This is a genomic window from Streptomyces lycii, from assembly GCF_009735685.1.
GTDB lineage: Bacteria > Actinomycetota > Actinomycetes > Streptomycetales > Streptomycetaceae > Streptomyces > Streptomyces lycii.
In genome coordinates, this window is the sequence record NZ_WHPN01000230.1 from 1 (window position 1) to 15,004 (window position 15,004).

Consider the following 15,004-nt stretch of genomic DNA (forward strand, 5'->3'; position numbering starts at 1 on the left):
CACCGGGCCGGAGCAGTCCGCGGACGAGGACCGGGACGAGGACCGGGACGAGGCCGGGGAGAGCCGCCGGGAAGGGAAGCGCCGTTCGAAGCGCAGGCGCAGGGGACACCCCGGCGACGACGACTCGGGCACGCTCACGCTGCGCGCACTGGACGTCTCCGAGGCCGCCGCCGACAGCGCGTCGGAGCCGTCCCGCCCGCACGGCCGGTGACCCGGCCCGGTCCGGCGCGGGACCCGGACGAGGGCCGCACACCTGACGGGCCCGCACCGGGCAGTCGTACAACCGACGGCAGCACAGCGGGCGGCAGCGCCGCCGGCGGGCCGGACCCTGACGGGCCTTCAGCCGACAGGCCGACACCCGGTGTCGCCCCCGGCAGCCCCGGCAGCCCCGGCGGCGCGGGTGGTTCCGCCGGCGCGGGTGGCTCCGGGGGCGGGCTGCGGACCAGGGTGGCCGTCGTGTGTTCCGTCGCCGACCAGGGCGTCTCCGCGCTCACGAACATCGCCGTGCTGGTCGTCGCAGCCCGGCTGTCCACCGCCGAGGGCTTCTCCGTCTTCTCGCTCGTCTACACGGTCTTCGCGGTACTCCTCGGCCTGTCCGTCTCCTACGTCGGCCAGGCGCTCGTCCTGGAGCGCGGCGAGGCGGACGCCGTACGGTCCGCCTGCCGGTCCGCCGTCGCCTTCACCGCCGCCGCCTCGGCCGCGGCCGGGGCCGTCATGGCCGGGACGCTCGCCCTCGTGCCCGGCGAGACCGCCGCCGGGCTCGCCGTACTGGGGCTGGTGCTGCCGGTGCTGCTCACCCAGGACGCCGTCCGCTACTGCTTCTCCACGCTCCGCCTCCCGCAGCACGCCCTCACCGCGGACCTGGTGCGGCTCGCCGCGGTGGTCCCCGCCCTGGCCGTGCAGCCGCAGGGCACCGGGCCGACCCGGCTGATCGCCGTGTGGGGACTGTCCGCGCTGCCCGCGCTCCTGGTGGGGGCCGCGCTGCTGCGGCCGAGGCTGCGCGGGGTGCGCGGCGATCCGCGGCGCCTGCTGCGCCGGGGCCATCTGGGGCGGCGCTTCGTGATCGAGTTCGCCGTCGGGAACGCCTCCAGCCAGCTCGCGATCGTCGGGCTCGGGCTCTTCGCCAACCAGCTGGCGGTGGGCGCGCTGCGCGGCGCGGTCACCCTGTTCGGGCCGCTGAACGTCCTCTTCAACGCGGCCACCTCGTTCGGGCCGCCGCTGCTCGGCCGGGTCCGGGGCACGCGGGGCAAGATCCGGGTCACCGCCGTCCTGGGCGGGCTGCTCGCCGCCGTCGCCGCCTGCTGGGCCGGAATCCTCCTCGCGCTGCCCGACCGGCTCGGCCGCGAACTCCTGGGCGAGACCTGGGCGGCGTCCTCGGCGCTCCTCCCGGCCACCGGCAGCCAGTACGCGGCGATGGCGCTGGGCACCTGCGCCCTGCTGACGCTGCGGGTGCTGCGGCCCCGTGCGACGCTGCCCCTCCAGGTCGTCTTCTCCCTGCTGTCGGTGGCCTTCCTGGTCGCCGGATATGCCCTCGGAGGCGTCCTCGGCGCGGCCTGGGGCCTGTGTCTGGGGTCGGCGCTGAAGGCGGCCGGGAGCTGGATCCGGATCGCCTACGTCCGGCGCGAGGGCACGCCGCGTCCCGCCGGCGGGCGCCGGGCGGCCGGCTCACCGGGCGCGTGAATCGCGTCACCTGTGCCCGCGGGGGTCCCCCGCGCCCGGCCGGCCGGAGCGGGCCGCCGACCTGCGAACCGGTTCAGGTCACCGGCAGGTGAACTCCGGTATGTCTATGCGACAAACTTCGGCAAAGGGCAGCGGCCGCACGTCTGTTTGCCCTACGGTCATGTGCACTTGGGCGCGCCGCCTCTTGGGGAAGGGGCCGGCGCGCTGCCAACAGGTCGCGATGTGCCAGGGGGGTTCATGCGGCGTATCGGTACGTCTGCTTCCAGACCGCCATTGACTGTACGGAGCAATATTCCGCGCCGGCGCAGTGAGAAATCGGGGTGGTATCTGCCGGCTGCGATCGCGACGGACACGCTGGGCATCGTGGTGCCCGTCGCTCTGCTGTTCCGCAGCACCGGCCAGCCGTATCCGCTGACCGCGGCGCTGTCGGCCGGGGCCCTGTGGGTCGCCGTCCGGGCCGTGCGCCGAAGATACGGAGCGCACGCCCTGGGCGAGTCCCGGGGCTTTCTGCCGGTGCTCCACGACTGGCTCACACTGCTCGGACTGCTCGCGGTGGCACGGGTGGCCGCCGGGGAGCGGTCCGAACCACTGATGGCGCTGTTCAGCGTGTCCGCCGCACCACTGCTGACGGTCGCCTGCTGCAAGGTGATCCACCGTCATCTCACCGCGCAGCGCCGGGAGGCGCAGTCGGTGCACCGGGTGCTCGTGATCGGGGAGGCGGGCGCCGCCGACGACGTGGTCGAGCACCTGGCCGCGCGCACCGACCACGCGTATGTCGTGACCGGCGCGGTCCCGGTCGGGGACGCGCCGCTGACCTCGGGGGTTCCGGCGCTGGCCCGGCTCTGCTCGGCCCCGCCCGCGACCGCGGACGAGGACTGGCTCCCGGTGCTGGCGGCCGCCGAGCAACTGGCCGCCGAACTCGTGCTCGTCGCGCCCGGCCCGGCGCTCGGCGGGGAACGGCTCCGCCGGCTCTCCTGGGCGCTGCACGACGCGGGGCTGCCGCTGGCCCTGGCGCCGGGACTGACCGATGTGGCGCTCCGGCGGCTGCGGATGGCCACCGTCGCCGGGCTGTCGCTGCTGCACGTCACCCCGCCCGCCCGGCAGGGGCTGCACGTGGTGCTGAAGGCGGCGCTCGACCGGTCGGGGGCGCTGCTCGGCCTGCTGCTGCTCTCGCCGCTGTTCGCCCTGCTGGCCGTGGCCGTACGGCTGGACTCCAGCGGCCCGGTGCTGCACCGGCAGACCCGGATCGGGCAGCACGGGAAGTCGTTCACCATGTGGAAGTTCCGCACGATGGTGGTCGACGCGGAGGAGCGCCGGGCGGAACTGGCCGCGGCCAACGAGCAGGACGGCCCGCTGTTCAAGATGCGCCGTGACCCCCGGGTCACCCGGGTCGGCCGGTTTCTGCGCCGCAGCTCGCTGGACGAGCTGCCACAGCTGGCGAACGTCCTGATGGGCGAGATGTCACTGGTCGGACCGCGGCCGCCGCTGCCCGACGAGGTCGCCCAGTACAACGAGGTGGAACGGCGCCGGCTCGTCGTGAAACCGGGCCTGACCGGGCTCTGGCAGATCAGCGGGCGCTCCGACCTGTCGTGGGACGAGAGCGTGTCGCTGGATCTGCGCTACGCCGACAACTGGTCCATCGGCGGCGACATCGACCTGCTGGTCCGGACGTTCCGTGCCGTCGTCGACGGCCGCGGGGCGTACTGAAGCGGCGGGTGGCGGATTGAGCAAGCCCGGCCGGGGAGTCCCGGCCCAGCACACCGCACGCTCCGCCCGGCCGGTGCCGGAGGCACCGGCCGGGGGAGCGGGACGGCGGCGCGCGGCGGGGTCAGCCGGCCTCGGCGCGCCAGGACGCGTAGACGGACGCGATGCCGTCCCGCAGCGGAATCGCGGGCTTCCAGCCCAGGGCGGAGATCCGCGAGATGTCGAGGAGTTTGCGCGGCGTGCCGTCGGGCTTCGTGCTGTCGAAGGCGATCCGGCCCCGGTATCCGGTGACCTCCCGCACGGTCTCCGCGAGTTCCCGGATGGTCAGGTCCTCGCCGCAGCCGACGTTGACCGGGTCGTCCCCGTCGTAGCGGCGCAGCAGTGTCGCGCAGGCCGCGGCGAGGTCGTCGACGTGGAGGAATTCGCGGCGCGGCGTCCCGGTGCCCCAGAGGGTGACCTCGTCCGCGCCGTCCCGCGCCGCCTCGTGGAAGCGGCGGATCAGTGCGGGGAGGACATGGGAGGTCTCCAGGTCGAAGTTGTCGCCGGGGCCGTAGAGATTGGTCGGCATCGCGGAGATGAACGAGGCGCCGTACTGCCGCCGGTAGGCGCGGATCTGCGTGATTCCGGCGATCTTGGCCAGGGCGTACGGCTCGTTGGTCGGCTCCAGCGGGCCGGTGAGCAGCGACTCCTCGCGGATCGGCTGCGGGGCCAGCTTCGGGTAGATGCAGGACGAGCCGAGGAAGAGCAGCCGCCCGGTGCCCGCGGCGTGCGCCCCGGTGATGACGCTCAGCTGGATCCGCAGATTGTCCTCCAGGAACTGCACGGGATACGTGGAGTTCGCCATGATCCCGCCGACCTTGGCGGCGGCCAGCACCACGGCGTCCGGCCGGACGTCGCGCAGAAAGCTCTCGGTCCGCGCGGCGTCGCGCAGATCGAGTTCCGCCCGGCCACGGGTGATCACCTCGTGGCCGTCGGCGGTCAGGCGGCGGGTGATCGCGGACCCGACCAGGCCGCGGTGGCCCGCCACGAATATCCGGGCGCCCGGGGTAAGCAGCTCATTCGCTTGCGTCATGGCACCGGATTGTGCCAGGGCATTTGACCCCGTAGCACCGCATACCAGAAATCCTTGGATTCCGGTTCACACCGGGGCCTCCGGGCCCCGTCCCGAGGGGGGACACGTATGGGCAAGAGCGCGCTGATCACCGGTATCACCGGGCAGGACGGCTCCTATCTCACCGAGCTGCTGCTGTCGAAGGGGTACACGGTGCACGGTCTGGTGCGCCGGTCCTCGTCGTTCAACACCGAGCGGCTCGACCACATCTACCAGGGCCCGCAGGAGCCCGGCCGCACCCTGGTGCTGCACCACGCGGACCTGTCCGACGGCGTGGCCCTGGTCAATCTGCTGCGCGACCTGCGGCCGGACGAGGTCTACAACCTCGGTGCCCAGTCCCATGTACGGGTCTCCTTCGACGCCCCGCTGTACACCGGCGACGTCACCGGCATGGGGGCGATGCGGCTGCTGGAGGCCATCCGCGCCAGCGGCATCGACACCCGCATCTACCAGGCCTCGTCCTCGGAGATGTTCGGCGCGACACCGCCCCCGCAGAACGAGCGGACGCCGTTCCACCCGCGCAGCCCGTACGGCTGTGCCAAGGTGTTCGGCTACTGGGCGACGGTCAACTACCGCGAGGCGTACGGCCTGTTCGCGGTCAACGGCATCCTCTTCAACCACGAGTCGCCGCGCCGCGGCGAGACCTTCGTGACCCGCAAGATCACCCGCGCCGTGGCCCGCATCAAGGCCGGTCTCCAGGAGCGGCTCTACATGGGCAACCTGGACGCCGTACGCGACTGGGGCTACGCCCCGGAGTACGTCGAGGCGATGTGGCGGATGCTCCAGCGCGACGTGCCCGACGACTACGTGGTGGCGACCGGGCAGGCCGGCACCGTACGGCAGTTCCTGGAGACGGCCTTCACCGCGGCCGGGCTGGACTGGTCGGACTACGTCCGCTTCGACCCCAAGTACGAGCGGCCGGCCGAGGTCGACGCGCTCATCGGGGACGCCTCCAAGGCGGAGGAACTGCTGGGCTGGAAGCCGCGGGTGATGTGGCCGGAGCTGGCCCGGGTGATGGTCGAGGCGGACATCGCGCAGCTGGACGCCGAACTCGCCGGGACAGCGGTGCGCATCGACAGATGACGGGCACCGTACGAAAGAGCGACGAAAGTTCAACCAAAGTGCTTACCGCGGCGTCAGCAACGCCTTACCCTGCCGTCCACAGGCGGCAGCGATGCCGTGGGAGCATGCACAGCCCGGGGGGGCTCAATGCGTAAAGTGGGGGTATTCACGGCTGCCTTGTCTTTGGCGGCCGGATCTCTGATCGGCTTGGGAACGGCAGGCGCACCACCGGCCGCCGCGCTCACCCCGCCCGTCGGAATCACCGCCGACGACCTGCCGACCTGGCAGACCAACGGCATCGTCTGGGCCATGGCCGAACACGACGGAGTCGTCTTCGCGGGAGGGACCTTCTCAACGGTCCGGCCGCCGAGCGGCTCGTCCGGCCAGCAGCGGCCCGCCGTCAACTTCGCGGCGTTCGACGCCGCCACCGGCGCTCCGACCGACTGCGAACTGTCCTTCACGGTCGGCTCCGGTTCGGCGACGGTGCGGTCGCTCGCGGTGTCCCCGGACGGGGAGACGCTGTACGCGGGCGGCTTCTTCGGCTCGGTGAACGGCGTACCGGTCAGCAGCCTGGCCGCGATCGACATCGACACCTGCACCCCGAGGACCGACTTCCGGCCCTCCGTCAGCGCCACCGTCCGCGCGCTCGCCGTCAGCGGTGACACGGTCTATCTGGGCGGCGACTTCCAGACCGTCGGCGGCCAGTCCCGCGACAGCTTCGCCGCGGTCTCCCGGGCCGACGGCGGGGTGCTGCCCTGGCGGGCGGACGCGGACGAGCCCGGCCGGGCCGTCGAACTGTCCCCGGACGGCAGCCGGGTCTTCCTCGGCGGCGACTTCTTCGAGGTGAACGGCGAGGACTCGCACGCCCTCGCCGCCGTGGACGCCGCCACCGGCGACCTGGTCCGGGAGTACCCGCTCGGCTTCATCCCGACCACCTCCGTGGTGAAGGACCTCACCACCGACGCATCCGGTCTCTACACCGCCAACGAGGGCAGCGGCGGCGGCGTCTTCGACGGCCGTATCGCCCTCGACCTCGACACCCTCGACCAGCGCTGGCGCGACACCTGCCTCGGCGCGACCCAGTCGGTCGAGGTCTACGACTCGGTCCTCTACAGCGGCTCCCACGCGCACGACTGCAGCAGCATGGGCGGCTTCCCCAACCAGCGCCGCATGCACCTGCTGGCGCAGTCCGTCGACGACCCGGAACTGCTCGGCTGGTTCCCGGACACCAACGACGGGCTCGGCGAGATGATCGGGCCGCGCGTGATGGCCACGTCCTCCGCGGGCGGCACCGACTACCTCTGGGTGGGCGGCGAGTTCACCACCGTCAACGGCGGCGGCCAGCAGGGGCTGACCCGCTTCGCGAGCGGCCCGGACACCGGCGACCCGTCGGTGCCGCAGACCCAGGTCTCCAGCGACGGGCCCGGTGGGGTCACGGTCCGCTGGCAGTCCAGCCTGGACCTGGACGACAGCTCGCTCACGTACCGCGTCTACCGCAACGGCTCCTCGACGCCCGTGCACACGGTCACCGGCTCGTCCCGGCCGTGGGAGCGGCCGCAGCTGTCCTTCACCGACACGGACGTCGCGCCGGGGCAGACGTACAGCTACCGGGTGACGGCGAGCGACGGCAGCAACACCAGCTCCCAGTCCTCCCCGCAGTCGGCCGTCGCCGTCGCGGAGTCCGAGGCCTACGCCGCGCAGGTGGTCGCCGACGGCGCCGAGCTGTTCTGGCGCTACGACGAGCCGGGCGGCACCTTCGCCGCGGACAGCTCCGGTACGGACAACTCCGGCGTGCACGTCGGGGGACCGCAGCGGGCCGTCAGCCCGGGCGCGGTGCCCGGTCTCGGCACGGCCGTCGGCCACGACGGCACCGACTCCTACACCTACAGCGACCGGCTCCAGCCGGCACCGGGCGACTTCACCATCGAGACCTGGTTCAGGACGGACACCGAGACCGGCGGCATGCTGGCGGGCTTCGGCAACCTGATGCTCCAGGAGAGTTCCCGGCACGACAAGCACGTCTACATGGCCGACTCCGGCCGGCTGATCTTCGGCGTGTACCGCGGCGGCACCCGGACCCTGGTCACCGACGACACCTACAACGACGGTGCCTGGCACCACGTCGTCGCCACCCAGGGCTCGAACGGCATGCGGCTGTACGTCGACGGGGAACTGGAGGAGTCCAACGCGTTGGTCACCCAGAACGAGAACTTCCCCGGTTACTGGCGCTTCGGCGGCGACCGGCTCCGCAACTGGCCGAGCCAGCCGACCAGCTACTACTTCGACGGGCAGCTGGACGAGACGGCCGTCTACCCGGGCCCGCTGACCGCCGCGCAGGTCGAGCGGCACCACGCCCTGGGCACCGCGCCCTCGGACACCGTGGTGACGGTCGAGGCGGCGGCCGACACCTACGTCAACCAGGGGGCGCCGACGGCGGCCCACGGCGGGCACCAGCAGCTCGCGGTACGGGGCTCCTCGGCCTATCTGTCCTATCTGCGGTTCCCGCTGCCCGCGCCACCGGCGGGCGAGGTGCTCAAGAGCGCCACGCTGCGCGTGCGCACCTCCAACGACTCGGCCGCGGGCTCCCAGGACCCGGCCGACGTCGTCCCGGTCACCGGCGGCTGGTCGGAGGCGGAGACCACGTACTCCACCCGGCCGGAGCTGTCGGGCACCGTGCTGGGCACGTTGAACGCCGGCACGGTCCCCGGGGCGGTCTACACGGTCCCGCTGGACACCGGCGCGGTCTCCGCGGCGCTCGGGGGCGACCTCGACGTGGCGCTGACCGCGTCCGGCACCGACAGCCTGTGGTTCTTCGCCCGGGAGGTGTCCGGGACCGCCTCGGACCCGCAGCTCACTCTCACGTTCGGGGCGCCGTGAACCGTCGCGACGCCGGTTACGGAGCGGCCGTCGTCCTGGTGACGGCCGCCGCCGTCCTCCTCGCCGTACTCGGCTGGGGGGACGGCGGGAAGGACCCGTCACCGGCGGCGGAGGACCGTACCGCATCGGCGCCCGCCGACGGGGAGCGGCCGCCGGAGAGCCCGGACCCGGACGGCATCCCGCCCGGGCCCAAGGAACCGGAGTCGGAGCTGAAACCGGTCACCGGATCGTTCACCGAGCGGGAGAAGGAATACCTCTCCGGCCGGGTCCCCGAGGGCAACGACCCGGCCGCCGTCCTCCAGATCGGACAGGAGTCCTGCGACCGGATCGCGTATCTGGCGCGGCACGACCGGGACATGGCCGTCAGCTCGCTGATCCTCGGCGAGATCACCGGCGCCCGGGACGCCGTCACCCAGCTGTGCCCGAAGCAGAAGCCGCTGCTGGCGGACGCCGGCCGGGGATTCGCCGACGGCAACCTGCGGGTCGCGGCCGAACCGGAGCCCGGCAAGGCCGTCGCGCCCGGCAGCTACCGCGCCCCGGGGCCGGGCGAGGACTGCTCCTGGCAGGTCTTCGGCGCCGGCGGCAAGGAGCTGGACTCCGGCAGCTGGAGCAAGGGAGCCGAGCCGCGGATCACCGTTCCGCGGAAGGCGCGCGAGGTCAGCAGCACGGGCTGCCACGCCTGGCTGAACGAAGGAGACAACGGTTGAGCAAGCTCCCCATCGTGGTGGCGATCCCCACCAAGAACGAGGCGGAGAACATCGCCGCGGCCGTGGGATCCGTCATCGGCCACTTCGAGGCCGTCGTCGTGGTCGACTCCGACAGCGACGACGACACAGTGAAGATCGCCGAACGGCTCGGCGCGGACGTCGTCCCGTACCAATGGGACGGCGGGTACCCGAAGAAGAAGCAGTGGTGCCTGGACAACGTCCGCACCGACATCCCCTGGATGCTCTTCATCGACGGGGACGAGCGGCCCAGCCCGGAGCTGCTGTCCGAGCTGCGGCAGATCTTCTCCCGCCCGGTGGACGTCGCCGCCTTCGACATCCCGCTCGGCTACTGGTTCGCCGGGAAGCGGCTGCGGCACGGCTACACCATCGTCAAACGGGCGCTGATGGACCGCACCCGCTGCCGCTTCCCGGTGCTCGGTGATCTCGAAGCACCGGGCATGGGCGAGCAGGAGGGGCACTACCAGCCGGTCGCCGAGTCCGTACGGGCCCTGCGCTCCCCGATCGAGCACGAGGACCTGGACCCCGTACGGACCTGGTTCGACCGGCACAACCGCTACTCCGACTGGGAGGCCTGGCTGGAGCTGCACCCCGAGGTGCGGGAGGAGACCCGGCTGGCGAAGACCCGGCAGGGGCAGCTGTTCCACAAGGCGCCGTTCAAGCCGCTGGTCTCCTTCGCCTACGCCTACGTCTACAAGCGCGGCTTCCTCGACGGGCGGGCCGGGCTGGACTACGCGCTGGCGATGAGCTTCTACCGGTGGCAGATCGGCCTGAAGACGCGGGAGGGCCTGAAGGCGCGGGAGGGACGGAGGACGCGGGAGGAGCGGCAGCCGCGCGGGAGCGGCTGATCCGTCCGGCGGCGGCACCTCCTGGCCGGAGCTGCTGCCGCCGGACGCCCCCGGCGGGCCGGGCACCGCGCGAGCGGCCGTCAGCGGTGCCGCGCGACGGCCTCCTCGTACACCTCCTGGAGGGTGTCGACGACGGCCTCGATGGAGAACTTGTCGCGGATCAGGTTCCACGCGGCCTCCGACGCCTCGGCGTTGGCCGCCGGGTCCAGCAGCTCCAGGATCGCCTGGCTCACCAGCGGGCCGTTGTCGGCGTCCGGCCGGCTGGCCACCACCCGCCCGGCGCCCGCCTCCTCGACGTCCGGCGACAGCCCGCCGGTCTTCGTGACGACCACGGGCAGCCCCACCGACATGGCCTCCAGGATGGACACCGCGAACGGCTCCACCACCGAGGGCAGGACGTACACGTCCGAGCGGCGCAACTGCTCCAGCACCTCCTCGTGCCCGAGCGCGCCGACGTACTCCAGCGAGTCCGCCACCCCGAGCCGGCCGGCCATGGCCAGCATCTCGTCCGCGAGCGGGCCGGTGTCCGGTCCGGCCAGCACGAACCGGGCGTCCGGGTACTTGGCGAGCACCGCCGGCATCGCCGACACGAAGTCCTCCGGCCGCTTGCGGGCCTGCACCCGGGCCAGATAGAGCACGGTCGGCGGGCGGCCCGGCCTGGTCGCGGGCCTGCGCTCCTGCAGCCGTACGCCGTTGACCAGCCGGCGGGTGTGACGCAGCCGGTCCGGTTCGACGACCGCCTCGACGTCCCGGCGCTCCATCTCCGTCAGATGCAGGATCGCGTCGGCCCGGCGCAGCACCCGGCGCAGCCCCAGCACGTCGACGAGCTGCGCGACGCGCTTCTCGGTCGGGTCGATCATGCCGTGCGTCTGGAGGACCAGCGGGCGGCCGCACTGCAGCGCGACGAGCGCGAACGGCAGCGTGATGAGGTCCCGCATCAGATGGACGTGGACGACATCGGCCCCCATCACCATCCGGCGGGCCTTGGCCAGCAGGGCCGGCGAGGTGATGCCGCTGACCTCGAACGCGGGCAGCACGTGCCGGGCCTGGTACATCCAGGCGGGCACCGACTCGATCTCGGTCGGCAGCGGGCCGTCGAAGCCGTCCCCGAGCGTGGCGATCCGGGCGTCCACACCGCGGTCGCGCAGTCCCCGGGAGAGATTCAGGGCGACCCGGGTGGGGCCCCCGAAATCGTTCGTCGGGGTGTGCAGGGTGACGACATGCAGAACCTTCACGAAGAATTCCTCCCCCCGATGCCCCCCGGCATCGTCGGGTCAGGCTATCGGCGCCGCCCGCGGTACGCAGGCGGATCATCCGATGTGAGCGCCCGCCGGGGGAACGGCTTCTAGACTGGCCCGGGGCGAGGCGTGTGGGGGGTTCTGGGGGACATGGCGACCGACGTATCAGCGGCGGACGGGCAGGCACCGACGCCGCCCGCCGCCCCGCCCGCGAACCGGGCGGCCGCCGCCCGGGACACGGCCCCGGACACGGCGCCGCGGGCGGTGCTGTCGCGGGCGCTGGCGGTGCCGCTGGTGCTCGGCCTGGTCGTGCTGCTGCCCGCCGTGGTCGCCGCGCAGCCGGGGGCCGGGCCGCCCGACGCCGCGTACTGGCTGCAACTCGCCCTGACCTGCTACACCGGGGCCCGGCTGGCCGCCATGGTGCTCGCCGCCCGCCGGCGGCTCGTGCAGGGCGCCTTCTGGCTGTTCTGCTACATCGCCATGGGCGTCGCGCCGCTCGCACAGGCTGTGCTCGGCCGCACCCCGACGCCCGTCGTCGGGCCGCGCTCCGACACCGTGCTCGCGATCGCACTGGTGCTGTTCGGCTGTGTCGCCTTCGACGTGGGAGCCCTGCTGGCCCGGCACCGGCCGTCGCTGCGGATCCGCTGGACGCCCAAGGCGGCGTCCGTCGGCCGCCGCCGCCTCTATCTGCTGATCCTGCTGGCCTACGCGTGCAGCGCGGTGTTCATCGTCAAGCTCGGCGGCCCGGCCGTGTTCTTCACCAGCCGCGAGGGCATCAGCGAGAGCATCGAGGCCGGTACGGCGGCGGGCGCGGCGGCGCCGCAGGGCAATGTCGGCTCGGCGTTCCTGCGCGGCTTCGGCACCGTACCGGCGCTGCTCGCCCTGCTGATCCTCATCCGGTGGCTGGTCACGTCCCGGGTGCCGCGGCGCAGCCCGATGGTGCTGCTGATGCTGGCCGGACTGGTCGTCGTCAACGCCGTCGTCAACAACCCGGTCTCCAACCCCCGCTACTGGTTCCTGACCGTCGCCTTCTCGATCCTCTTCACGGCCTTCCCGCGGAGCCCCGTGATGTACCGGGCGTCGCTGGCGCTCGGCGTGGTGGCCGCGCTGCTGCTCTTCCCCTTCATGGACCGCTTCCGTTACGACGAGGACGGCTACCGGCCCGTCCAGTCGTCGTCCTTCGTGGAGCCGCTGACGCTCAAGGACTACGACCAGATCGGGATGTTCGCCAACACCATCACCTTCGTCGAGGCGGGTGCCGGGCACGCGTACGGGCGGCAGCTCGCCGGCACCACCTTCTTCTTCGTGCCGCGCGCCGTCTGGGACGGCAAGCCGGAGGACTCCGGGGTGCGCGTGGGCGAGTGGATGGGCATGAACAACACCAATCTGTCCTCACCCCTGTGGGCCGAACTCTGGCTGGACTTCGGCTCCCCCGGCATGATCGGCGGCTTTCTGGCGGTGGGGTACGGCTGTGCCCGCGCCGACCGCCGCTACACCCTGCGCACCGTCGACGACCAGCGCCCGGGCAACATCACCGCGATCGTGGTGCCGCTGCTCGCGGGCTACTCGTTCATCCTGCTGCGCGGACCGCTGCTCCAGGCGGCGGGCCGCATCGGCATCGCGCTGTTCTGCCTGGCGCTGGTGACCACCTTCCGCTCGGAGCGCCGCAAGCTGCTGCGCTGAAGACAGGGCTACGCGCTGAGCGGCCCGCCCGCCCCCGTGGCGGAGCGGCCGGTGGCGAAGCGCGCCCCCAGTTCCCGGAAGAGCGCCGTGTTGAGCGCGAAGGCGCGCCTGCACTCGTCGACGACGCGCTGCTTCTCCAGATCGTCGGCGGGCAGCGCGTCCAGCAGCGCCCGGTACTCCCGCTTGAAGGCGGCGGGATTGGCGATCTCCTCGAAGACGTAGAACCGGACGCCGTCGCCCTTGCGTTCGAAACCCCAGGTCTTCTCGGCGGTGCCGCGGATGATCTGGCCGCCGCTGAGGTCGCCGAGATAGCGGGTGTAGTGGTGGGCGACATAGCCGCCGGGCCAGGAGCGGCCGACCTCGGTGACCCGGGCGGCGTACGCGGCGGTGGCGGGCAGCGGCACGGCACCGTCCCGCCAGCCGGGCCCGCGCAGATGCGTGAGGTCCCGCTCCAGCTCGGGGACGCGCAGCAGCTCCGGCCGCAGGAAGGGGCCCGCCACCGGGTCTTCGGAGAGCCGGTCCACCGCGTCCTCCAGGGCACCGTAGACGAACCACAACTGCTCGGTGTAGAGCGCGTAGGCGGCCACCCCCAGCCGGCCGCCGAGCATGTCGCTCATGAAGCCGGAGTTCTCCGCCTCGGTGTGCTGCTCCTGCGACGCGGTGCGGATCAGGGTGGAGAACGGCGTGCCGTGCGACGCGTCCAAGACGACCTCCGGGGCCGGGGAGGGAAGGGCGGCACAGCGGGGTCCGCGGTGTTGCGCGGCGGCCGCCCTCCGTGATTCTGTCAACTTAGGCTTGCCTAAGTCAATGACTTCCCGACGGGATGTCGGGAACTGTCGGGCGCATCCCTACCCGCCCCGGAGGCCCGCGAACGCTAAGGCAGCGTCAGGATCTCGGTGCCCGTCTCCGTCACCACGAGCGTGTGCTCGAACTGGGCGGTCCGCTTGCGGTCCCTGGTCACCACGGTCCAGCCGTCGTCCCACATGTCGTACTCGTGGGTCCCCAGGGTCAGCATCGGCTCGATGGTGAACGTCATGCCGGTCCGGATCTGCGCGGTCGCGTGCGGGCTGTCGTAGTGCGGCACGATCAGGCCGGAGTGGAAGGAGCTGTTGATGCCGTGGCCGGTGAAGTCGCGCACGACGCCGTAGCCGAAGCGCTTGGCGTACGACTCGATGACCCGGCCGATGACATTGATCTGGCGGCCCGGCCTGACCGCCTTGATCGCCCTGTTCAGCGCTTCCCGGGTGCGCTCCACCAGCAGCCTGGACTCCTCGTCCACGTCGCCGCAGAGATAGGTGGCGTTGTTGTCGCCGTGCACACCGCCGATGTAGGCCGTGACGTCGAGATTGACGATGTCGCCGTCGCGCAGCACGGTCGAGTCGGGGATGCCGTGGCAGATGACCTCGTTGACCGAGGCGCAGAGCGACTTCGGGAAGTGCCGGTAGCCCAGGGTGGAGGGGTAGGCGCCGTGGTCGCACATGTACTCGTGCGCGACCCGGTCCAGTTCGTCCGTGGTGACGCCCGGCGCGATGTGCTTCGCGGCCTCCGCCATGGCGCGGGCCGCGATCCGCCCGGCGATCCGCATCTTCTCGATCGTCTCGGTGTCCTGCACCTCGGGACCGGTGTACGGGGTCGGGGCGTCCTTGCCCACGTACTCGGGGCGCGGGATGGAGGCGGGTACGGAGCGGCGGGGGGACAGTGTCCCCGGCACGAGAAGCGACTGGCCAGACATGCTGACGAGTGTATCGGCGGCCGATCGGGCAGCATGGCGGGCAGTGGACCGGGCAGACGCGCCGGGCAGCGGCCCGGACGACGGTCCGGCGAGGAGAGGTGGGCGGCGATGGCGCTGTTCAAGAAGCAGACGGCGGGCAAGCCGGGCGAGTGGTACTACTGCCTCAAGCACCAGAAGGTCGAGGAGGGCCCGGAGTGCCCGGCCAAGGACCGCTTCGGTCCGTACGCGAGCCGGGCCGAGGCCGGACGGGCGATGGACACCGCCCAGGAGCGCAACCTGGAGTGGGAGACCGACCCCCGCTGGCACGACAAGCAGGGCGGGAACGGCACGGACGCCCCGGAGTC

General features: G+C 72.4%; 13 protein-coding genes. 9 read left to right on the top strand and 4 right to left on the bottom strand.

Going from position 1 to position 15,004, the window contains the following annotated elements:
• The 3 genes from GCU69_RS32605 to GCU69_RS09250 all read left to right on the top strand — a co-directional run.
• Window positions 1-211: hypothetical protein (locus GCU69_RS32605; RefSeq protein ID WP_170315812.1), on the top strand; the 211-nt coding region annotated here is incomplete at its 5' end.
• A gap of 224 nt (window positions 212-435) precedes the next feature.
• The gene (locus GCU69_RS09245) at window positions 436-1,680 is read left to right on the top strand and encodes an MATE family efflux transporter (protein WP_156205653.1); all 1,245 of its coding nucleotides are present in this window, start codon (window positions 436-438) and stop codon (window positions 1,678-1,680) included.
• A 237-nt stretch (window positions 1,681-1,917) separates the two neighbouring features.
• Window positions 1,918-3,387 (top strand): sugar transferase, encoded by a 1,470-nt coding sequence (locus tag GCU69_RS09250; protein WP_098751652.1) that lies wholly within the window; start codon window positions 1,918-1,920, stop codon window positions 3,385-3,387.
• A 121-nt stretch (window positions 3,388-3,508) separates the two neighbouring features.
• On the opposite strand, the gene GCU69_RS09255 is transcribed toward GCU69_RS09250, so the two are convergent.
• Complete coding sequence (locus GCU69_RS09255; protein WP_156205644.1) at window positions 3,509-4,456, bottom strand: GDP-L-fucose synthase family protein; 948 nt, start codon at window positions 4,454-4,456, stop codon at window positions 3,509-3,511.
• Window positions 4,457-4,564: 108 nt separating this feature from the next.
• Between GCU69_RS09255 and gmd the strand changes: the two genes are divergently transcribed.
• The 4 genes from gmd (at window position 4,565) to GCU69_RS09275 (ending at window position 10,007) form a co-directional block, all read left to right on the top strand.
• Window positions 4,565-5,578, top strand: coding sequence for a GDP-mannose 4,6-dehydratase (gene gmd, locus GCU69_RS09260; RefSeq protein WP_098751650.1), 1,014 nt, complete (start codon window positions 4,565-4,567; stop codon window positions 5,576-5,578).
• 126 nt (window positions 5,579-5,704) lie between these two features.
• Entirely contained in the window at window positions 5,705-8,434 is a 2,730-nt protein-coding gene (locus GCU69_RS09265) for a LamG-like jellyroll fold domain-containing protein (RefSeq protein ID WP_176604552.1), read from the top strand.
• Complete coding sequence (locus GCU69_RS09270; protein ID WP_156205646.1) at window positions 8,431-9,141, top strand: hypothetical protein; 711 nt, start codon at window positions 8,431-8,433, stop codon at window positions 9,139-9,141. Before GCU69_RS09265 ends, GCU69_RS09270 begins: the two co-directional genes overlap by 4 nt.
• The gene (locus GCU69_RS09275; protein ID WP_098751648.1) at window positions 9,138-10,007 is read left to right on the top strand and encodes a glycosyltransferase; all 870 of its coding nucleotides are present in this window, start codon (window positions 9,138-9,140) and stop codon (window positions 10,005-10,007) included. The genes GCU69_RS09270 and GCU69_RS09275 overlap by 4 nt, the downstream gene beginning before the upstream one ends.
• A gap of 80 nt (window positions 10,008-10,087) precedes the next feature.
• Here the strand turns inward: GCU69_RS09275 and GCU69_RS09280 are convergent, their stop codons facing one another.
• A complete protein-coding gene (locus tag GCU69_RS09280; RefSeq protein WP_156205648.1) occupies window positions 10,088-11,242 on the bottom strand; it encodes a glycosyltransferase in 1,155 nt (384 codons plus the stop codon).
• A 153-nt stretch (window positions 11,243-11,395) separates the two neighbouring features.
• On the opposite strand from GCU69_RS09280, the gene GCU69_RS09285 reads away from it, so the two are divergent.
• Window positions 11,396-12,928, top strand: coding sequence for a hypothetical protein (locus tag GCU69_RS09285; RefSeq protein ID WP_235978347.1), 1,533 nt, complete (start codon window positions 11,396-11,398; stop codon window positions 12,926-12,928).
• An 8-nt stretch (window positions 12,929-12,936) separates the two neighbouring features.
• Here the strand turns inward: GCU69_RS09285 and GCU69_RS09290 are convergent, their stop codons facing one another.
• Together GCU69_RS09290 and map are read right to left on the bottom strand one after the other, a co-directional pair.
• Entirely contained in the window at window positions 12,937-13,632 is a 696-nt protein-coding gene (locus tag GCU69_RS09290) for a biliverdin-producing heme oxygenase (RefSeq protein ID WP_156205649.1), read from the bottom strand.
• A 170-nt stretch (window positions 13,633-13,802) separates the two neighbouring features.
• A complete protein-coding gene (map, locus tag GCU69_RS09295) occupies window positions 13,803-14,660 on the bottom strand; it encodes a type I methionyl aminopeptidase (RefSeq protein WP_098751645.1) in 858 nt (285 codons plus the stop codon).
• 108 nt (window positions 14,661-14,768) lie between these two features.
• On the opposite strand from map, the gene GCU69_RS09300 reads away from it, so the two are divergent.
• The coding region (locus GCU69_RS09300; protein WP_156205651.1) for a hypothetical protein at window positions 14,769-15,004 on the top strand (236 nt) is incomplete at its 3' end.